This window comes from Catenulispora acidiphila DSM 44928 (genome assembly GCF_000024025.1).
In the GTDB taxonomy this organism is placed as follows: domain Bacteria; phylum Actinomycetota; class Actinomycetes; order Streptomycetales; family Catenulisporaceae; genus Catenulispora; species Catenulispora acidiphila.
The window spans coordinates 4,565,644-4,585,035 of the sequence record NC_013131.1; the positions used below are offsets into that span (position 1 = coordinate 4,565,644).

19 protein-coding genes are annotated in these 19,392 nt (G+C 68.8%); 11 read left to right on the forward strand and 8 right to left on the reverse strand.

What is annotated here, in order from left to right; all coding sequences use genetic code 11:
- Window positions 1-24 precede the first annotated feature (24 nt).
- The 5 genes from CACI_RS19940 (at window position 25) to CACI_RS19960 (ending at window position 4,836) form a co-directional block, all read left to right on the forward strand.
- Window positions 25-240, forward strand: a complete 216-nt coding sequence (locus CACI_RS19940) for a hypothetical protein (protein WP_015792632.1) — start codon at window positions 25-27, stop codon at window positions 238-240.
- Entirely contained in the window at window positions 237-665 is a 429-nt protein-coding gene (locus CACI_RS19945) for a TadE/TadG family type IV pilus assembly protein (protein ID WP_015792633.1), read from the forward strand. Before CACI_RS19940 ends, CACI_RS19945 begins: the two co-directional genes overlap by 4 nt.
- Before the next feature lie 56 nt (window positions 666-721).
- Window positions 722-1,201: a TadE/TadG family type IV pilus assembly protein gene (locus tag CACI_RS19950; protein ID WP_015792634.1), complete on the forward strand. Its 480-nt coding sequence runs from the start codon at window positions 722-724 to the stop codon at window positions 1,199-1,201.
- A complete protein-coding gene (locus CACI_RS19955) occupies window positions 1,198-1,647 on the forward strand; it encodes a TadE/TadG family type IV pilus assembly protein (RefSeq protein ID WP_143765327.1) in 450 nt (149 codons plus the stop codon). Before CACI_RS19950 ends, CACI_RS19955 begins: the two co-directional genes overlap by 4 nt.
- A gap of 63 nt (window positions 1,648-1,710) precedes the next feature.
- Window positions 1,711-4,836, forward strand: a complete 3,126-nt coding sequence (locus CACI_RS19960) for a LysM peptidoglycan-binding domain-containing protein (RefSeq protein ID WP_015792636.1) — start codon at window positions 1,711-1,713, stop codon at window positions 4,834-4,836.
- A 50-nt stretch (window positions 4,837-4,886) separates the two neighbouring features.
- Here the strand turns inward: CACI_RS19960 and CACI_RS51300 are convergent, their stop codons facing one another.
- The gene (locus tag CACI_RS51300) at window positions 4,887-5,063 is read right to left on the reverse strand and encodes a hypothetical protein (protein ID WP_190276785.1); all 177 of its coding nucleotides are present in this window, start codon (window positions 5,061-5,063) and stop codon (window positions 4,887-4,889) included.
- Between CACI_RS51300 and CACI_RS19965 the strand changes: the two genes are divergently transcribed.
- Window positions 5,062-5,799, forward strand: coding sequence for a hypothetical protein (locus CACI_RS19965; RefSeq protein WP_143765328.1), 738 nt, complete (start codon window positions 5,062-5,064; stop codon window positions 5,797-5,799). The two genes, CACI_RS51300 and CACI_RS19965, sit on opposite strands and share 2 nt — an antisense overlap.
- Window positions 5,800-5,974: 175 nt before the next feature.
- Here CACI_RS19965 and CACI_RS19970 read toward each other — a convergent pair whose 3' ends face one another.
- Window positions 5,975-6,394 carry a hypothetical protein gene (locus tag CACI_RS19970; RefSeq protein WP_015792638.1) on the reverse strand — a complete coding sequence of 140 codons (420 nt, stop codon included), beginning with the start codon at window positions 6,392-6,394 and terminating at the stop codon, window positions 5,975-5,977.
- Between the two features lie 349 nt (window positions 6,395-6,743).
- On the opposite strand from CACI_RS19970, the gene CACI_RS19975 reads away from it, so the two are divergent.
- Complete coding sequence (locus CACI_RS19975; protein WP_015792639.1) at window positions 6,744-7,841, forward strand: MarR family transcriptional regulator; 1,098 nt, start codon at window positions 6,744-6,746, stop codon at window positions 7,839-7,841.
- Window positions 7,842-7,926: 85 nt separating this feature from the next.
- On the opposite strand, the gene CACI_RS19980 is transcribed toward CACI_RS19975, so the two are convergent.
- On the reverse strand, window positions 7,927-8,145 hold the full coding sequence (locus CACI_RS19980) for a hypothetical protein (protein ID WP_049871649.1): 219 nt from the start codon (window positions 8,143-8,145) through the stop codon (window positions 7,927-7,929).
- Between the two features lie 523 nt (window positions 8,146-8,668).
- Here CACI_RS19980 and CACI_RS19990 point away from each other — a divergent pair.
- On the forward strand, window positions 8,669-9,076 hold the full coding sequence (locus CACI_RS19990; protein ID WP_015792641.1) for a hypothetical protein: 408 nt from the start codon (window positions 8,669-8,671) through the stop codon (window positions 9,074-9,076).
- A gap of 42 nt (window positions 9,077-9,118) precedes the next feature.
- The gene (locus CACI_RS45835; RefSeq protein ID WP_143765330.1) at window positions 9,119-10,978 is read left to right on the forward strand and encodes a DUF5050 domain-containing protein; all 1,860 of its coding nucleotides are present in this window, start codon (window positions 9,119-9,121) and stop codon (window positions 10,976-10,978) included.
- A gap of 88 nt (window positions 10,979-11,066) precedes the next feature.
- Here CACI_RS45835 and CACI_RS48085 read toward each other — a convergent pair whose 3' ends face one another.
- A complete protein-coding gene (locus tag CACI_RS48085; RefSeq protein WP_223297656.1) occupies window positions 11,067-11,246 on the reverse strand; it encodes a ricin-type beta-trefoil lectin domain protein in 180 nt (59 codons plus the stop codon).
- Here CACI_RS48085 and CACI_RS52560 point away from each other — a divergent pair.
- Window positions 11,173-11,343, forward strand: a complete 171-nt coding sequence (locus CACI_RS52560) for a hypothetical protein (protein WP_223297359.1) — start codon at window positions 11,173-11,175, stop codon at window positions 11,341-11,343. The genes CACI_RS48085 and CACI_RS52560 overlap by 74 nt on opposite strands.
- 23 nt (window positions 11,344-11,366) lie before the next feature.
- Here CACI_RS52560 and CACI_RS20005 read toward each other — a convergent pair whose 3' ends face one another.
- Both CACI_RS20005 and CACI_RS20010 read right to left on the reverse strand, forming a co-directional pair.
- Entirely contained in the window at window positions 11,367-11,732 is a 366-nt protein-coding gene (locus CACI_RS20005) for an NUDIX domain-containing protein (protein WP_049871652.1), read from the reverse strand.
- A 44-nt stretch (window positions 11,733-11,776) separates the two neighbouring features.
- Entirely contained in the window at window positions 11,777-12,076 is a 300-nt protein-coding gene (locus CACI_RS20010) for a hypothetical protein (protein WP_143765331.1), read from the reverse strand.
- Between the two features lie 177 nt (window positions 12,077-12,253).
- Here CACI_RS20010 and CACI_RS20015 point away from each other — a divergent pair, with 177 nt between their 5' ends.
- Window positions 12,254-12,562, forward strand: a complete 309-nt coding sequence (locus tag CACI_RS20015) for a hypothetical protein (RefSeq protein WP_041540361.1) — start codon at window positions 12,254-12,256, stop codon at window positions 12,560-12,562.
- Window positions 12,563-12,687: 125 nt separating this feature from the next.
- Here the strand turns inward: CACI_RS20015 and CACI_RS20020 are convergent, their stop codons facing one another.
- The gene (locus tag CACI_RS20020) at window positions 12,688-15,261 is read right to left on the reverse strand and encodes a DEAD/DEAH box helicase (protein ID WP_015792644.1); all 2,574 of its coding nucleotides are present in this window, start codon (window positions 15,259-15,261) and stop codon (window positions 12,688-12,690) included.
- Window positions 15,262-15,561: 300 nt separating this feature from the next.
- Window positions 15,562-19,371, reverse strand: a complete 3,810-nt coding sequence (locus CACI_RS20025) for a hypothetical protein (protein WP_015792645.1) — start codon at window positions 19,369-19,371, stop codon at window positions 15,562-15,564.
- Window positions 19,372-19,392 lie beyond the last annotated feature (21 nt).

Genomic DNA, 19,392 nt, shown 5'->3' on the forward strand with positions numbered 1-19,392 from the left:
AACACCAAGGAAAGGCGCAAGAAGATGTCTGAGCTCACCCCCCTGAAGATCATGTTCCAGGGCTACCTGGCCCGGTTCAACGAGCTGCGCAAGGAGGAGAACCGCGAGTCCGGGATGGGCACCGTTGAGCTGATCGTCATCGCCGGAGCCCTGGTGCTCATTGCGATCGCCGTCACGGCGATCCTGAAGAGCAAGGCCACCGGCGCCGCGAACAACCTCAATCTCTCGCCGAACCAGTGAGGCGTCCCGGCGCGAACCTCGCTGTCACCAGGGGGCCGTCCCGCCTCGCCCGGCTGCGCGAGCAGCCCGAGCGCGGGTCGGTCACCCTGGAGATGGTGTTGGCCTTCCCGCTGCTCCTGCTGATCCTCCTGGTGGCGCAGTTCACCATGTTCTACTTCGGTTCCGAAGCCGCACACACCGCCGCCAGCCAGGCTGTCGCTGTGGCCCGTGCCCAAGGCGCGACCTCCGGCTCCGGGCAGGCACAAGGTCAGCAGATCCTGGACCAGGTGGCCGGCGGCACCCTGCCGCAGCGCTCGATCACCGTCACCCGAGGCGCGGCCGAGGCCATCGCGGACGTCACCGGAACCGTCCAGTCCCTGATTCCGGGGTTCCACCTGCACGTCTCCGCTCACGCCGCCGCGCCCGTTGAGGCGTGGACCAAATAGCACCCCGTGACGCGCTCGATCGCGCGTCACTCGAACGACTTCGATGGGAGGACGCGGTGACGCGACGACAACCTGCGCCCCGGCATCGCGCGCCGAGCCGATGGGCGCGCTTTCGCGCCCGCCCCGAGCAAGGGTCGGCATCACTCGAGCTGATCCTGCTCACCCCGATCTTCATCCTGTTCCTGCTGATGGTCGTCGCAGCCGGCCGCCTGATGGACACGAAGATCCAGGTAGATCAAGCCGTGCATGCCGCAGCCCGCGCGGCCAGCTTGTCGATGACGCCGGGCGGAGCCGACACCGCGGCGTCCAGCGCGGCGGCGCAGGCGCTTTCCGGGGCCGGGATCACCTGCTCGCCGATGACCGTGAACACCGCCGTAACCGGCACCGCGCCCGGCGGCACCGCCCGCGTCACGCTCAGCTGCACCGTCGGCCTGGGCGATGTATCCGGGCTCGGTGTCTTTCCCGGCCACGAGACCATCACCAGCTCCTTCTCCTCGGTCATAGACACCTACCGATCAACCCCGGATCAGCCATGAAGCGCGCACTGGACCTCGCACGGCACCGCTGGCGGTCGCTTCACGCTCCCGAGCGGCGCGAGGACGGCATGGTGACCGCGTTCACCGTCGTAATCGTTATCGCCTTGATGGTGTTCGTCGGGCTCGCCTACGACGGCGGCCGAGCCCTGGACGGGCGGGTCAAAGCCCTGAACGAGGCCCAGGAAGCAGCCAGGGCCGGCGCCCAGGCCCTCAACCTGGGAGCTCTGCGCGCCGGCGGGACCGCAGTGCTGGACCCGGAAGCCGCGGTCGGCGCCGCCAAGGCGTACCTGGCCGGAACCGGTGATGCCGGGACGGTGGACGTCGCCGGGACCACGGTCACCGTCTCGGTGACCCACGTCCAGGCGACGAAGTTCCTCGGCCTGGTCGGCGTCGGCTCCATCACTGCGCACGTCACCGCCAGCGCGAGAGCCGAACAAGGAACCTGAGCACCGGCCACACCCGGCGCGCACCACGAGCACGACGAACAGCAGCGAGGAACGAAGGCGATTATGGCGATACTCCAGGCGCTCGGCGCAACCGCGCGCGGCATCACCCGCGTGGTGAAGGCGCTGCTGGCCGCCGCGATCACCATCGGCGTGCTCGCCGGCATCCCGGCGGCCCTGCTGCACTACGCCGGGGACCCGATCCCGCACTCGGTACCGACCATGGACGCGGTCAAGCACACCCTGACCAACCCCATGACCCCGCAGATGCTGCTCAAGGCCCTGTCGGTCGTCGGCTGGTACCTGTGGGCGATCCTGGCCGTCAGCTTCCTCGTCGAGCTGGTCTATGCCGCACGGCGGGTCAACGCCCCGCACATCCCCACCCTCGGGCCGACCCAGGCGCTGGCCGCCGCCCTGATCGCCGCCATCGGCATCACCACCCTCCTGCGTGCCGCCCCCGCCCACGCCGCCGAAACCTTCTCGGCCTCCGCTCCGACTGGCGGCCGGGTCGCAGCCACCGCACCCGCGCTCGCCGGGACCGGCAGTCTGTCCACCGCGCACCTCGCGGTCGGCAACGCCAGCTCGGCCGCGCCACGCGAAAGCGTCCACACAGTGAAGCCCGGCGAGTCGCTGTACTCGATCGCCAAGGAAGACCTCGGCAGCGGCGACGACTGGCCGGCCCTCTACAAGATGAACGCCGGCGTCGTCCAAGCAGACGGCGACCAGCTCACCAACCCAGACCTGATCCGCCCCGACTGGAAGATCCGCATCACGCCGCCCAGCGCCGATCAGGCTCCCGCGACCACTAGCACCACCACCGCCCCGCCCACCAAAGCTCCCGCGCCGTCGGCCCCGAAGGCGTCCGCCCCGGCGACGAGTGGCCCCAGCGCGCTGCCTTCGCCCGCTGCTTCGCATACTGCCGCCCCATCCCCCGTCACCCACGCAACGCCTACGAACGACGACCACCGGCAGGGCGACCGCGCCGCGAAGCGCCACGGCGGAGTCGCGGTCTCGCTGCCCGACGGCGGAGCCATCGGCATCACCCTCGCCGTGGCGCTCGGGTCGGCGCTGGTCCTGGCCCGGCGCTGGCGCACGCGGCGCGCCGACCCGCGCCTGCCGATCGCCGAGCCGCCGCTTCCCGGGGCGCTGCTGGCCGCCCGCCGTGCCCAGCGGTCCCTGGCCGCCGCCCAGCACAGCCTGGCCGCATCGCCCGAAGACGCAGTCCACGACGAGGAACACGACGACCTCTTCGACGCCAAGGGGATCGAAGACCTTGACGAGGACGCCTTCGGCGCTGATCAGAACCTCATCGGCGACGACGCTGACAGCTGGGACGACGCCGAGGAGCTGGACGAGTTCGGCGCGCCGGCCGGTCCCTTGCCGGAGCCTACGGTGACGCGCTTTGCCGAGCCGCTGCCGCCGGGCTCGATCGGCGCCGCCGAGCGCGACGGCGTCGAGCTGCCGCTGACCCCGACGGGCACCGGCCTGGGCCTGGTCGGCCCCGGAGCCGCCGGGGCCGCCCGCGCGATCGCCGCCTCGGTGCTGTCAGCGGGCTCGCCCGAGCGCACCGCCGACCTGGCCAGGCTCATCATCCCGGCCGCGGACCTGGCCGCGCTGCTCGGCGTCGACGAGTCCGAGCTGCCAGCCATCACCCGCGGGCTTCCCGAACTATTCGCCACCAAGGACCTGGCCACCGCGATCGGCGAAGCCGAAGTCCACGCGCTGCTGCGCACCCGGCTCCTGGAGGAGTACGAGCAGCCGGACCTGGACGCGCTCGCCGCGGCGCACCCGGACGTCGAGGACTGCCCGCCGCTGGTGCTCATGGCCTCCCCGGCGCGCGCTCTGAGCGCGCAGATCGCCGCCCTGATGAACACCTCCGCGTGTCTGCGGATCACCACCGTCCTGCTCGGCGCGCACCCGGACGGGCCGACCGCCTTCGTCGAAGCCGACGGCACCGCCACCGGCCCCGCTGTCCGAGACTGGTCCGGCGCCAGGCTGTGGAACCTGAGCGCGCCCGCCCTGGCCGACATCCTGGACCTGCTCGCCCGCGCCGCCGGCCACGATCCCGGCACTCCGGGCGGCCAGGCCGAACCAGACGACTGGCCGGAGACCCCCCCGGCCCACGACGCCGCAGAGCGCGCGGCGGCCGACGAGAACGACGGCGGCGAGGCGACGATCACCGTCCTGCCCGTGCGCCCCATGCCGGACCGGCAAGCCGACCCGGTCGGCGACGACCACGAGGAGCGCACGCTCACCGACTCCCCTGTGGCAGGTGCCAACACCGCATCCCTGGCCCCGGTGACCATGCTGCCGGTGCGGCCCGCCCCGGACAGGGCGCTCGCCGACGCGGCGCGAACCAGCGCCGACGTGCGCGCCGAGGCGGCGCTGACGGCATGGAACGAAAACCCGATACGGATCAACGTGCTAGGCGGACTGAACATCACCGCAGGCGGGCAGTCAGTGTCCGGGCTTCGCACCTCGGCCCGCGTGCTGGCCGCGCTGCTAGCAGTCAAGGGGTCCGCGGGCGCCAGCTCCGAGCAGATCGACGCGATGTGCTGGCCCGACGCCAACCCCCAGGAGATGGACCGGATCGCCAAGTGGCGTGCCGACGGCCTCAACTCCCTGCGTAAGCGCCTGGCCGCGGCCATGGGCCAGCGCAGCCCCCGGCTGGTCCTGCTCGACCGGGCCACCGGCCGCTACCGGCTCAATCCCGAGCTGGTTGCCACCGACCTGGGCACGATCGCCGAGCTGACCGCCGCCGCCCGCAGCGCCGGTGACACCGAGCAGCGCCTGGCGCTGCTGGCCGCCGCCGAACCGCTGTGCCGCGGAGCGCTGCTGGACGGAGAACTCGGCGACAATTTTGACTGGAGCGCGGACTTCATCGCGACCGTCGCCGACGAGCAGGTCGCCGTCCTGGCACGCCTCGCGACGCTGGCCGCTGATTCCCGGCCGGACCAGGCCCTGGCGGCGCTGGAGAAGGCCGCCGCGTTCACCGAGGACAACGAGACGCTGTACCAGCAGATGTTCGACATCCTCGCTGAGGCCGGACGGCACAGCGAGATCCCCGGCAAGCTGCGAACCCTCGAGGCGTACGCCGACTCCCTCGGGGCCGGCGTCTCGACAGCGACCCGCGAAGCAGCGGCGCGCGCGATGAAGCGCCAGCCGCAGCAAGGGGTCCGCCAAGGGCACTGATCCGCGCGGCTACCGCTTCCGCGACCTGCCCGAGCGCGAAGGGCGGTCTTTCAGGCCATAGCGTCGCGAGGCGGAAAATCCGGGCGGCTCGCGGCTGCGCGCGCGAAGATGAGCGCCATGAGCAGCAGCACGCCGAGCGACTGGTCGCCAGCAGACAACCCGTACTCGATCGCGGTCTCCGAGTCGCAGTGGTGGCGCGCCACGGTCGCCGTGACGGTGGAGCGCATGCACGGCGAGGACATCCACGTCGGGTGGTTCAGCTCGCGGCAAATCGACGCACGCACACTCGCTGTCGCCCTGCGCCAACTGCTGGCCGCCGAGAAGCTTGAACAGATCGCTTTGAAAGAGCTCGGGATGGACACGGCTGTCGGCGCCGCCCTGACGCAGGCCAGGCTCCGATTCGAGGACGCGCTACCGGACATCAAGCATGTCCGCGACGGCATCACCCACTTCGAGGATTGGTCCCGCGGGCAGGGGCGAGGTCCGCAGCGCGTCGCCCGCGACGCCGGCACCCTGCCGCGCGAGGTGGCCCGCGACCACTGGAGCTTCGGCTACGACCCCGTCACCGACACCGTCACGATGGGCCCGTACACGTTCTCCGTAGCCGCCGCGCTCCCAGCAGCCAGCGAGCTGTGCGATGCCATCTACACCGCCGCCCGTGCCGTCGACGCCAGGAACACCGCCCAGATCAGGCAGCAGGCGATCCGCGCGCTCACCGACGCCGGAGTCAGCTGTGAACCGCCGACAGGCCCCGTGATCGTCTCCCCGGGCGGCGACTTGCGGATCTGGCTGTCTGTGGTTCTCGCCGTCGTCCCGGAAGGCGAACGGATCGGCCTCGCCGAGAAGGTAGCCGCCGCGATCACCGGTGCAGGACTGTGCCTGGAGTCCACGACGTTCCCGCAAGCACAAGACATCGCCCGGCGGATGGCGGAGGGCGAAACCCTGCAGGTCCGGCGTCAGTGAACCGTGGCGCCCGCCGTCTGGAAACCACCGTCCGCACCGTTGCCCGGCCTCGGGCACACCGCACGGCGCGCTGTGCCGGGACAGCGGGAACGGGGGCGGACGGTTCAGGACGCGGTCGGGCCGCGTTCAGGGCGGGGAAGTGCCCTGAACGCGGTCCGACAGCTGCGCGCGGCGGTCAGTGTGGGGCGACGCCGTCGGCATGGTCCTTGCAAGGATCGCCGCTCTCGAGATCCGTATGGAGCGTCATGATCGCGTTAGCGGGCAACCGCAGTTGCTCGGCCCAATCCGTCGTGTTGGCCAGGCGCACGACGGGAATCAGCTGCCCGTCGTGGGCGAGGATCAGCTCGGCGTCGACCGTCTCGGCGTCGGCGCGGCGCAGGCGGATGTAGACGTAACCGTCCCAGATCTTCGACACCTCGTCCTCGGTCGCCCAGCGCCCAATGAACCGTTTGAGGTGGCTGTCGACCTCGTCGATGGGGTTGTCGATCTCGGTGACCAGCACCACGGCCGCACCATCCGGGATGTCCGCGCCGATCGCGTACAGGTCGAGATCGGGCTCGCCGTCCGGTGCTGTCGGTTGTTCATCGGTCGTCATGGGTGGCGTTCCTCCATGGGGTAGCTCCGTCGCGGCGCGCGGGCGCGCCATCGTCCGCACGGTCGACGGCCGCGCGCAGCTCCATGGACGCAATGTTCCGCATAGACATCAAGTCTTTGCCGATATCTTCATGCCATCGTGGGTGATGCACGGACCTAGCGGTCGTTCGACAGATGTCGGAGCATGGTCGGACGCGGGCAAACAGGGCCCTGACCTGCCCGAGTTGACAGACGTGCCAGATCGAGCGTCCATGGACGCCGACCTCGGCAACGGCGAGACGCGAATCGCGCCGGGGACGCCCCGGCCGGGGCATGACCGACCTCCCTTCTGCACTGAGACGAGATCCGCCATGCCCAAGAAGATGACCACCGCCCCCGCGCCCGCCACGACGGACACGCCGCTGACCGCTGACGCCCCCGCCCTGACGCCTGCGGCGTCGACCGTGCTGAGCCTGCTGGACGCGCACGACGGGACGACAACCGTCGACCTGGTCGAGCGCACCGGGCTCGGGCGTTCGACCGTCACCAAGGCCCTGGTCGCGCTGCACGAAGCGGGCCTGGCCGTGCGCCAGGAAGGGGGCCACGAAGGCACCCGCCGGATCGCCGACCGCTGGTTCGCCGCCCCCGGCGCGACCGCTGACACCGCCGCCCCCGCCGACGCCGAAGGACAGGCCGACGACGACAGCGTCGCGGACCCCGCCGAAACGATGGACGGGGATGCGGAGGCGGACGACGCCGACGCGATCCCGGCGCCGCCGCACGACGCCGCCGAAGAAGACGCGACCACCACAACGCCTTCACAGTCCCTGGCGGCGGACATCGACGCCGCGCGGACCGAGCCCCTGTCGGACCAGCAGCCCGACGGCGCCGACGCCGACGCTGAGACCGAGACGGAGTCGGGCGCCGAGCCGGTCGAAGCCGAGCCTGACCTCGACCCTGCGGACGCCGAGGCCCAAGACGACGAACTTTCCGAGGCCGAGCCGACAACCCCCGACGACATCGAGCCCGAGACCGGGCCGGACACCGACGAAACAGCCGCCGAACCTGCCGACGGTCCGACCGAACACGCCGAGACCGGCGGCGACAGCCCTAACGCATCCGAGGCTTCCCAGAAAAGCGACTCGCCGTCCGACGCCGCCGACCAGGACACTGACGTGATCCGCGACACCGACACCGACGACGCCGCGCCCGCACCGGAGGCTGCGGAAGACGCGCCGTCCGCCCCGCGCCTGGGCAAGGGCGAGCTGCGCGCGCAGGTCGAGGAGCACCTGCGCGAACACCCCGACCGGGCTTGGACGCCCACCGCGATCTCGAAGGTCCTGAACCGGTCGGCAGGGGCCATCAACAACGCCTGCGTGAAGCTCAGCGAGTCTGGGGTGGTCACCGCCTTCACGGACAAGCCGATCCGCTTCCAGTGGAAGGACCAGCAGGGCGCCGACGCCTCCTGACCGACGCGGCGGAACGCCCCGACGGTGGGCGCGGGACACAGGTCCCGCGCCCACCGCTTCGCTTCTGGCGCGCCACGGCCCGCCCCTACGGGCGCGGGGTGAGCACGCGCAGCTTGGCCACGAATCGGTGCATGTGCGGGTCCAGCCCCGCCAGCTGCTCGTCCAGCACCTGGAGCGGGTCCACCCAGCGCATCCCGGCGAACTCGCGCTCGTCGGGGCGAAGCCGTGGATCGTCGCGGTCGACCGCGACCAAATGCCACAGGCTGACGTCGGTGTGCGGCTTCGGCGGGCGGGTCGGGGTCACCGTGACGAACAGCGGCGCGGTTGTAGGGTCCGACGATTCATAAGCACTGTCCGGGCCATGACCTGGGCATTGCTAAAGATCACTTGGGTGGGCGGAGAAGCGGTCCGGGTGATCATGGGCAATCGCGGGGCAGTTCTCCACCGGTCTGGCCCGACCGGAGCATGCACCCCGGCGGCGGACTCCTATAGCCGCCGCCGGGGTGCATGCTCCGGCGCCGTTCACGCCGCGCCCGACCGCCTGTTCCCGGCAACCGGACGCTCCGGCACGTTGGCGGGGAGGATCAACCGCCGCGCGTGAGCGTCGGCGAGCCAGTTCGCCCACCGGGTGATGAACTCCTCCAAGTCCCCGGCCTTCACCTCCGTGAAGGGCCAGGCGACCTGGTGAACGGCAGTCGACAGCCCTAGCGCGGGCCGCGGGGTGGCGTCCGGGCCCATCGCGAACGGCGCAGCCGCAGCGTGCCCGGGTCACCCACGCGGCTTCGCCGGTCGCCGTCGTGGCCGCGGGCCAGGGCTGCTCGCCGCAGATGATCCCACGATCCGGGGGACACCCGCTCGTCCCGTTGGCGGCTCCGATCGCCGACCAGGTCGGCCGGCCGCTCGGCGGGGCCCTCGTCGTCTTCACCGCGCCGCCGACCGACGGCCCCTTCACCTGGGGCAGCTTCGACGCGACCGGCACGCAGACCGTCACAGTATTCGCCGGTGACATGACCGGCGTGGCGCTGTCCGGCCAGCTCTCCCGGCCGTCCACCGACTTCGCCGGCCGCGACGGGAACTTCGAGATCACCGCGGCGGCACCCGGCGTGCCGGGGATCGTCGCGCGGTTCCTGCCGGAGACGCGGAAGGCCTGGATGTTCCGTCCCGTGAGGTTGGGGCCCGGCCGGGGCGCACGCGGGCTTTACCAGAACATTGATTCAATCTCGGCTCGGTGTTAGCCCCTATATTTCGACGGCGGTCCATGGGTGATCGTGAAGCGCGTGATCACCCATGGACATGTGAATCAGGAGTGGGCCGACATCGCGTTCGTGCTCCCGGCGGGCGGCGAACTCCACCCCCACGACCGGATCGCGGTGTTGCAACACTACGGCCGCGTCGTCATAGCCACCGTCCCGGAAGACGACGCCGACGAGGTGCGCGCCATCGCGCACGGCAGCCTGGTCGCCGCCGGCCGGCGGCACGGCGACGTGGACGCGGCGACCTGGCACTCGCTGGATCCTGCTGAGCGCCTCGCCCTCGAGGGCTACTGGCTCAACCACTCTGAGGAATACCGGCGGACCAAGGACGAACGGCCCGGAATGGGGGCCGCCTGGGATCATCCGGACTTCCTGCCACCCGACCCGCCGGGAGGGGTGGACCTCACCGCCGTGGCCGAGATGAACCACCGGCTGCGCGGATCGGTCGCCATCGGGCTGGTGATGGTCAGCGGGCCCGACGATCTGGCCTTCAGCGACGACCAGAAGGCCCGCGTGCTGGCGGAGACCCAGACCGGCCTGTCCTGGTTGGGCTGGATGTGGCAGCTGAAGCGGGTGCGGTACATCGTGGACGTCTACACCCCCACCATCACGACACCCGCCGACCCGTCGGCCCCGGACAGGGAGAAGGAGGCGGTGTGGCGCAATCCGGCGATGAAGGAGATGAAGCAGAAGGAGGGGAAGGAAGGCGTCGGTGAGTTCGCGGAGTCGTTGCGGAAGAAGCACAGCACGGACGGCGCGTACGTAGCCTTCTTCATGCACTACCCCGCCCTGAATTTCGCCTACGCGGAGCCGGGCTGGCCGGAGACGGTCATGCAGTACTCGAACGGCCCCTGGACGCCGTACGGGATCGACCGGGTCTTCGCGCACGAGACGTGCCACATCTTCGGCGCGCCGGACGAGTACCGCGAGTCCCTGTGCCGGTGCGGGGGGAGTCACGGCTACTACCACATGCCCAACGACAACTGCGACAACTGCGACGGCCCCCACGAGTTCTGCATCATGGGCCGCAACTGGTACGACATGTGCACCTGGACTCCGCGTCATCTCGGCGCACCCATCTGGTGGGTCAACGGACAGGACAAGATCTTCTCCCCGGTGGCGGTCTCCGAGGGCGTCATCTACTACCAGGGCACGGACAGCTACATCTACCGGGTCAAGACCGACGGCAAGCCGGCCGTCAGGTTCGACAAGGAACAGACGTCGGCGACGCCGTGCGTCGTCGGCAAAGTCATTTACTATCAGGGCACGAACTACCGCCTGTACCAGGTGACGACCGACGGCACGAGCGGCGGCAGCATCGGCGAGATCAAGCTGATGGGATCGCCGGTTTACAGCGACGGCTACCTCTACTACCGGGGTACGGACAACTATCTGTACAAGCTGCGCATCGGCGATACCGAAGGCGAGCGCATCGCCAACAACAAACTGCTGTCACCGCCGGCCGTCGGCGGAGGATACATCTTCTATCAGGGTACGAACTACTACCTGTACAAGGTGCGCATCGGCGAGACGACCGGCACGCGCGTCGGTGACGGCGAGTTGCTGTCGTCGCCGTTCGTGAGCGACGGCGCTGTCTACTTCCAGGGCACGAACAACGGCCTCTACCGGATCCCCTTCGACGGCAAGGTCTCCCAGCAGCTCGGCGAGTGCCGTACCCTGGCGACTCCGTTCGTGGCCGGCGGCTGGGTGTATCACCAGGGCACGGACTGCCTGCCGTGGCGGGTCAAGACCGACGGCACGGGCCGGGAGATACTGACCGGCGCACCCATCCGGTCCAGCCCGGTCGTCGCCGACGACGTCGTCTACTTCGAGGGCAACGACCTGCTGCACGAGAACCACCTGTATATGATCAACCTCACGTGACCGCGGCGCCCGCGTAGGCGCGGAGGACCCCGGGCCGCGCCGGCCCGGGGTCCTTGTGGCTGTCGGGAGTCTCAGCTCACCGATGACGTCACGACGGCTGCGTCCACTTCTGCGCGCCGGTGCCCTTGCACTCGTAGAGCTGGACCTTCGTGCCGTCGGCGGTGCCGCTGCTGGTGACGTCCATGCATTTGCCCATGATCCCGAGGCTGCCGTCGGGCTTGACGGTGAACTGCTGGGCCGCGCTGCCGTTGCAGTCCCGCAGCTGGATCTTCGTGCCGTTGGTCGTGCTGCGGCGGTCGTCGTCGGCGCACTTGCCGGCGATGCCCGAGCCGATTGCTCATGGTCACCGGACATTGCTCGGCTAGTGCTCATGATCGGCGGACGTTGCTCAGGGATTTTCGGATCCTACAGCGGTGCCCGCCCACGGCACCGGGACCGCCGCGACGCCCAGCTCCTCGACGCATTCGCGGGCGACCGTCGTCCATGGCGATTCACCGGGCTCGCAATGCCCGCCGGGCGGCAGGTCCAGGCCCGCTTTGCGGTGCGCGACCATCATCAGCGCGCCGCTGGCCGCGTCGTAGGGTACGAAGTACGACACCAGGTGCCGGTCCGGCTCGTCCGGGGGCCGGGTCCGGTACAGCGGCGCGCCGCTGCCGATCCACTCCAGGACCGCCGCGCGGTGGTCCGCCTCGATCTCGTCCGACGGCTCGATCAGGGAAACGGTGCGGGCGAGTCCTCGGCGGGCGGCGTCCATTCCGGTGACGGTATCCGATGCCGGCCACGGTGCCGCCCGCGCCGTCAGGACTGCGACGCGGCCGACGGCGGGTCCTCGGGGGCCAGCCCGGTCAGCTCCCCGATGATGCGGCCGTGCCACAGCAGCCACGGCTCGGGCCAGTCCGGCACCAGGTTCCACAGCAGGTCCACGCGCGCCGGCCCGCAGGCGCCCGGCTCGATCGCCTCGGCATCGTCCAAGTGCAGGACGCACCGGAAAACCGTCCCGGCCTTCGGGTCCCCGATCATCATCTCCGGGTACGGATTGGGCAGCGGCCCGGTCAGCCCCTCGGGGTAGAACCTCGCTGTCGCCCGTAGCACCGTCACGTATCCGATCATGGCGGAGGTATGTCCGTTCGGCGATCCGGGCCCGGCGTGCGTTCCGTTCGCGGCCCGCCGGACGAAGGCGGGCGTGCCGAGCAGCCGTCGCGTCGCTCCCGCGCCTTGTCGGACCCGGCCGGTAGCCTCGACCCTCCAGGCGATCGAATATATGTAGGGGCTGACGTGGCGTCCACGCACAACATCGGTGATCTGCGACTGCTCGCGGGTATTCCGCAGCAGGCGACCTCGACCACGTACGACGTGCTGGTCGGCGCCGATCGCGAGCCTGGAACCCTCACCGTGTCCACCGCCGGCGACGCCGGGATCGTCGCAGTCGACCTGCGGGTCGGCAAGCACGGCTCGGCGCTGGCCGCGCTCGCCGAGGCGACGGCCACAGCGGTCACGCTCGGCCTGCAGCATGGCGCGCCGCCGGTCGCCTTCACCGGCAAGGCCGACCGGATCGGCATCCAGGTCGTGCCCGCCGACGCCTGAGTGTTACGAAGGCCGATGGGTGGCCATCATGAGGGCCGATAGTTGGTGGCTCCTTGAAAGCACTCCCGGCTGGGTGCCTTGATAGTTACTCGAGGCGGGCCGCCTCAACGTGACTATTCGTCCGGTCAGCTGTGACCGAAAAGCTCAGCAATGTTAGCTGCGATGACGATTCTTCCATTGGATGGTGCGAGCAGCCGCTCGAGCCAGCCATGGGTTGGCAGTAACGGCTCGACGCCGATACGGGCGCTCCCACGCGCCTCGCCGCGCCCGTCTTCCCACAGCGCCACATATCTGCGGAAACGGTCCGCCAGCAAATCGAAGAGCTGCACAGCAGCACCGTGGTGAAGCAGCGTAATGCTGTCTCGTGACGCTTCGGCAGCGGCCTCCTCCACTTCCAGTACTGGGCTGAGCAGGCAGCCTGTCACATGCGTCTTTGGGGCACGCTTACGTTCCACCTCAATCTGACCAAGCAACTGGTTTACATCACCACGCGGGATCTTCTCAGGACGTCCAGTCTTGACCTCCCAGACGCGACGTTCGCCGCCCTTGGGCACCGTCCACAGCCACCTACAGTCCGTTGCACTCTGCTCCGTCTTGGGCGGCCGATTCCCGTGGACGCCGCACAACCGGGCGAGGGCGACGAGCGCCTCGCACTGCTGGTCGTGGTTCCCGGTCATCAGTGCCCGTGCCGCGTTCAACTGCCTCTCGATGGCAGACGCGCCGCTCTCACGGACCCACTCGTCCCATACGAGGAACAGATCGTCCAGGCCCGGTTGCGTCGTGGGCTTTCGGCCGTCTAGTTCGTCGGCAGTGCGTGCAAGACGGCGGAACCACGCTGTGTGCGGACCAGCGGCGATCGCCTCACGCAGTGCGCCGTGAGCCTGCGCGAGGTCCTGCGGCCGTCCGCGATCAAAGTGGGCATGGGCCTCGATGTACCGCCAGAAGGCGGCGTTTTCGCTCTCGCCTGCAGCCGCGAGTTCTGCTGCCGCCGCCTTGGCCGCGTTGGCGGCAGCGCTGTGCCCGCCCAGCCATAGTTCGGCGGACGCAGTGGTTTCATTGTCCGCGCTATGCACTTCGGCCGCGCCGCCTGCCGCACGTCCTGGACGACGTTTGCGCGGCCCGGCGCCGGTCCCGCCGTCGTCCGCCGACGAGTCCGACTGCGGATCCCAGAACTCCTCGCAGGCGGCACGGGCTCCGGCCCATCCCTCGCCATGGCGAGCGAGTGCTTCCCGCACGACAGGCTCAGCGTCCGGGGTGATTGAGCGTCTTACGATCGGGTCGGCAAGCAAGTGCGCAAAGGCTGGGTCAAGGGCCAAATAGAGCGCTCGATCGGTTGGCGTGCGGTTGGCACGGCCGAGTGCCTGAGTGATCCGCTGACCGACACGGTGGCGCATGAAGGAGGCATCTCCGAGATACGCAACCGCAAATCGCTCGAACTCACTGCTCGCCTGCGGGACAGTCGGCAAGACGACCAGACGGCACAGGTCCTCGGCTAGGTCGAGCCCGTCGTATCGGCCGGCAGTGACCAGATGCCCTGACGGAGCGGCCCGCCATGCCTCGAGAACCTCGTCTCTGCCGCCTCGCAGGCTAAAGACCGCCCCTCCGAGGCCACGCAGGCGGGATTCAATCGCGTCGGCTTCGTTATGGCTCGCACACAGCCACGCTGTCCGACCTCCGGCAGCCGGGACCTGACTGAGGGCAAAGTCAAATACTTCTGGATCCAGGCTCCTCGCGGAACTTGGGTTCAAGACGAGGCGTCGGCGCCCAGTGCTGGCTGCTGGCGTGGGCTCAGCGGTTTGAAGACGGGCGATCTGCTTGCCGCCGATGCGCCGCTGAAGGTCGTCCATCGTGCCGAGGGTGGCTGAAAGGTACAGCCGCTGCTTGGCCTTGCTGTACCACGGGTTCAACGATGTGGGCGGATGATACGGGCGAATCTCGAGTGTCGAGGGCCCAACCAGCACGCCGCATCGCGGCAAGCGGTCACGTACTTGCTTCCACGCGTACGTCGCCTCCTTCCCGCTAGTGAAAGGCGACGACTGGATCACCCCGGCCGCGACGTTGGCGATGGCCGCCCAGTCGTTGAACGCGATCAGTTCCGGCACTGTCCCCGGAAGTGCGGTTCCGTCGCGCATCGCCCGCAAACTCGAATAGCTGTCGGTATGCGCAAGGACCAGATCGCAGAGCGCCTCGTAGAGGGCGCCTCCTTCTCCGTCATCGTTCGGAATCCGCAGCGTATACATGCCGGTCAAAGGCTGCTCGGCGAGGTGGGCATCATCGAAGATCACCAGGTCGGCAGGCTGAGGTACCGGCTTGCCATTGAAGTAGACCCAGTAGTTCATCACGGCTATGGCCTGTGCCTGGTGGTAGTCGTCCAGCGCTTGCCCGCCGTACTGACCGCCGGAAAATCGGACGGTGTCGAGCCCCAGGGCATCCGCTTCTCGCTGCACATGAGCGGCGAGCTGGCGTGTACCCGCCAGGTAAGCGACCGACTTGCCCTCGTCGAGCGCAAGATCGGCAACGAGGAGGGCCACCAGCGTCTTGCCGTCGCCGGTGGGCATTTCCACTGCGAGATCGCGTGTCGCTGTATGGGTGGCGGCATACTCTTGCAGGACCAGCCGCTGGCCGGTGCGTAGCTTGGTGAACTTCGACGAGGCGAAGGCGGCCAGACGGGCTTCGAAATCAACGTCGAGCGGCGCCACAAGCTCACCTCGGTCTTGTCTAGGTCCACAACCCCTCGCGGCTGTGACGGTAGAACTACTTTATGTTCTTGAGCGCACCGGGGCTTCGCCATTTCACTACGGCTGGTGCGGCGATTCCAGGTGTGTGCAGTGCAAGTTGGGGCACTGCACGGGAGGGACGGCAGGTGCGGACGAACGAGGAGATCACCGGCTCGCCAGCCTTGACTCACTTGTCGAACGTGCCTGAAGCGACAATTACGTGATGGGCCGCAAATCGGAGCGAAATCGGGTCTTCCGGGCTCCCCGGAAGGCCCGGGTGGATCATGTTTGCTGCCCTTGGCGGAATCGTTCGGCCCTGTCATCGTGCTCGTGCGCATCAGTTTCGTACATGGAGGCGACCCTTCTTAGAACTACCGCGGTCTGGGGCCAACTGTCAGAGAACGTCGTGGCCTGCGCCAGATACCTCTCAGCCAGCGCTCGTTCCTGCCTGCCGCCGTCCTCCGGATCGCGCGAGGTCATTCCGCGGTCGTTATAGAGCTGTGCGGCGAGACTCCGCTCGACTCGCTCGCTCTGTAGCTCTTCGAGCAGGTCTCGTACCGGCTGACATGGCCAGGTGCCGTCGTCGTCGGCTGGCGCGCTCGCCAGCATCTGCCCGACCAGCATCTCGGCGATTCTTCGTCGGCCAGACGCGGTAGCGAGTTCGAGGACCCGGGCTACCCACTGCTGGAGGGCCGCAGGATCAACTCGCCCGTCCGGGCCGATCCCGGGGAGTCGATCAATGGACGTCAGGAGTGCGTATCCGTTCGTCGCCTGCTGTACCTGCTCCTTGGTGAGCGTTTCGTCTTCCGGCTCGGCGCCCTCGCCCTGGCTGTCTTCGTCGTTCTCCTGCGCATCCGTTGCTCGCCAGGTGGACGACATGATCTGCACGAAGAGCTCCGGCTCGGCGGCCAGCGCTTCGCGAAGGCGGCCGGCGGGCGGCTGGAATCCCAGACCGGAGAGAAAGACCCATTCCAGCTGGCCGATTTCGGTGCTGCGCTGTGGATCGGTGTGCAGGTGCAGGTATTCGAAGAGCGCCCGGAAGTCGTACTCGCCGACCAGCCCTGTCTCAGGGTCCGATTGGTAGGTGTCGGCGAACTGGCCGAGAAGGCGAATGAGCAGATCTGCAGAGGTGTCGCCAAGGTCGTCCAGGTAGATGACGACGAGCTTCAGTGCCGCGGCTACGCGCCCGGCCTGCGCCAACTGGCTCGCTGCCTCGCCGACGTGGCCAAAGTCCCGCCCCAGGCCGTTGATCGAGAAATACTTCCAGAACGCCTCCGCGACCGGCGTCCCGTGGGCTTCGGCGACCTCCCACGCCTTCGGGTAGTCCCGCGACGCCAACAACGCCACTGCCGCCTGCTCCGGCGTGAGTTCCTCAGCGAGGAGCCCGTCCAACCAGGTCCAACCATCCTTTTGGAACTGCCGTGAGAGCCAGCCCTCGATCAACGCCGTGCCGGCCGGGTCCGCCGGGATCATGGCGACGAGTTCGGAACGGTACTTGTCGCCTGCCACCTCGGCCAGGCACACGCCGACTGTCCTCGCGTCGGCGGCGGTCGCCGCGACCTCCCGCACTGCGTCGATTCCGCGCTCTTCAATCTCAGTGATCGCCGCGATCCGCTTGTCCTGCACGGCGGAGTCGTATGCAGGGTCGCCGAACCGGCGGTGTTCAGCTAGTTCCGGCATCTGCGTCGCGAACAGCCACCGGTGCCGTTGGACCGGATCGGAGGGGGCGAGGGCCCGTTCGATGTCCTGGAGTGCGTCCACCTCATCGACTGGCAACGATCCCGGCTTGCCGGCGCGCGAGCGGTGGTGAGTGATGAGCTCCCGTAGGGATTCCCACAAATCAGCCCGCCCGTCATCGCTAAGTGTTCCATCACCGACCCGCGTCGCCATCGCCTCCCGCAGGCGCTGGCGATCGCTTTTCGGCAGGAACGGGAAGACGTCGAGGACCTGCTGCCATCGTCGTACGTTGTCGCCGGCGTCGAGGATGAGCCAGTTGACGAGCGTCCGAACACAGTCCAGCCATTCATCTGCGGTCACCGCGACGGGTTCCTGTGGCTTCCAGTCGCGGAACTCAGGGTTCGGTGTCGGGCCGTGCAAGTCGAACTGGGACGGGAGCAGCGTGAGCATCAGCCGCCATGCGACGTCGGGATGGCGGTCTCGTAGCCTCTCGATGACCGCCATCCGTCCCGCAACGGGCACCGTGGTCTCGGGGTACTCCAGACACAAGACCGTGACCAGCGAGTTGAACGGGCGACTGGACAGAGACCCGCCAGGATCGATCTCCGCTAGCCGCGCAAGTTGCAGGACCACGCGGCCGAAGTGGTCTGGAGACCAGGCAAGCGTTTCCAACGCCCAGAGCAGGTGGTGGTGGCGCGAGAGCTCCCTGGTAACCGAAGTCGTCGTGCTGTCGGTAAACATCGTGGAGATCACCGGGACGGCACCCTGGCTCGCATTTCGCAGCCCATCCAAGAAGGCGTCGGGCGCCGCCTCAGCCAGCAGCGGCAGTAGCCCGGCCAGCGAGTTCCATGTGTCTCCGGTCGTATCTGCGTTGGCTTCCCGCAGCAGGTCGCCGACGAAGCGGGCCGCCCACTGAGCGCCATTGGTCCCGTGACCGGTGTCGATCACCTGTCCGTGGACTCCGAGAGCTGCCAGTGTCGTTGCAAGACCGCGGCGCAGGTCGGCGGAGTGCGTCGGCGACTTGCCGACGGCGCCGGCGGACCATCGGTCATCCGGGCTCAAGTCGAGCGCCGGGTCCCGTTCCAAGAGTGCCCTTCGCAGCACGGGCTCGAGCCGGTCCAGGTCGTCTTGGCGGACGGTCTCGCACAAATGGATCCACGCATCGTGCATGTTGGTCAGCATCCAGATCGAGCCGATCTGGGTGACGAACGGGTCGCTCGCGCGGTTCAGCCCTGCGACAGTTTCGCGGAGCGTGTCGTAATCCTCGCCGGTCAGATCAGAAATAGCGGCTCGGTCTGTGTCGTGAGTCTGGCTCCAGCGCCCGGCCAGCAGCAGACCACGCAGCGTGCGCGACGGGCCCGATGCCCATGAGGGCGTGTGAAGTTCGGGCCTGCTCGCCAGGCTGCGGCGCATCGCGAGCAGACTTGTCCGAGCCAAGCGGCCCGCCTGCTCAGCGGACCCCTCGCCGAGCCCTTCAGCCCGCAAGGCAACGGCCGCGGTGCGCGAGTCGATGGGCGGCAGGTCAATGTCGGCGGCTGCGGTCACCGGGATTAGGACGTGGTGGGCAGCCCCACGGGCCGCCTCGGCGGCGACGTCGGCGGTCGTCGGCACCAAGATCAGCGGTCCAGGTCGCTCCGCCAACGCGCGCCAACTCGTCACCTGGTCGACGAAAGCCGCGCGCGACAGCCACCGGGAGTCGCCTGCGCTCGCTTGCCTCTCCAACACCGCGGCGATGAACGCGAGGACCTCATCCAGGCTAACGCCCCTGATTGTGGTGATGGAGGGAGTGCCCTCCAGTCGGTCCTCCAGCGCCTGGACGGCTCGGTCTCGGCCCGCGAGCACTGCGCCTGTCGGCAGTACTGGGGTGGTCGCACCTGCCCAGCCTCGCCACCACGTCTCGACGGCCCGGTATCCGTGCGGCGCGAGGTTGAGCATTTCCGATACCCACGAATGCGTAACGGGGGCTGATTCGAGCCACTCCTCGATGTCATCGACGCCGTAGCCGATTACATCTTTCCACCGCCGATCGCCGCGCTTCCCTGCCGCCCACGTCCGGCGGTCGGGCCACGGCCGGAGCATTGCCTCGATATATACGGCATCGGAGACGGGCGAGCCGTCGGGCGTGCTGGTCCGCTTCTCGTAGTCGCCGTCCGCCTTGGCGGCGATGCCGCTCTGCCCGACCGATAACTCCCACACAGACAGGCCGGCGGGGACGAACGTATTGCCGGCTACGGCACGAACCGAACCGTCCCAGCTGCCCGCCGAAGTTCCCGATCCTGCAGGGAAACCTAGCCGGACTGCATCCGGGACAGTCTCCAAGATCAGCCGCCGAATGAGGCGCGGGAACTCCCCGGCCGCGACGATACTCGGCCAGCGCAGCAGATCGTCACGAGTGGCAAGTCCTGGCCGGGCCATCGAATCCTCCATTCGTAGGGC

Coding starts and splice junctions, on each gene's coding strand:
- CACI_RS19940 (WP_015792632.1), top strand. CDS start 25: ATGTCTGAGCTCACCCCCCTGAAGATCATGTTCCAGGGCTACCTGGCC.
- CACI_RS19955 (WP_143765327.1), top strand. CDS start 1,198: ATGAAGCGCGCACTGGACCTCGCACGGCACCGCTGGCGGTCGCTTCAC.
- CACI_RS19960 (WP_015792636.1), top strand. CDS start 1,711: ATGGCGATACTCCAGGCGCTCGGCGCAACCGCGCGCGGCATCACCCGC.
- CACI_RS19965 (WP_143765328.1), top strand. CDS start 5,062: ATGCACGGCGAGGACATCCACGTCGGGTGGTTCAGCTCGCGGCAAATC.
- CACI_RS51300 (WP_190276785.1), bottom strand. CDS start 5,063: ATGCGCTCCACCGTCACGGCGACCGTGGCGCGCCACCACTGCGACTCG.
- CACI_RS19970 (WP_015792638.1), bottom strand. CDS start 6,394: ATGACGACCGATGAACAACCGACAGCACCGGACGGCGAGCCCGATCTC.
- CACI_RS19975 (WP_015792639.1), top strand. CDS start 6,744: ATGCCCAAGAAGATGACCACCGCCCCCGCGCCCGCCACGACGGACACG.
- CACI_RS19990 (WP_015792641.1), top strand. CDS start 8,669: ATGATCCCACGATCCGGGGGACACCCGCTCGTCCCGTTGGCGGCTCCG.
- CACI_RS52560 (WP_223297359.1), top strand. CDS start 11,173: ATGATCCCGAGGCTGCCGTCGGGCTTGACGGTGAACTGCTGGGCCGCG.
- CACI_RS20005 (WP_049871652.1), bottom strand. CDS start 11,732: ATGGACGCCGCCCGCCGAGGACTCGCCCGCACCGTTTCCCTGATCGAG.
- CACI_RS20025 (WP_015792645.1), bottom strand. CDS start 19,371: ATGGCCCGGCCAGGACTTGCCACTCGTGACGATCTGCTGCGCTGGCCG.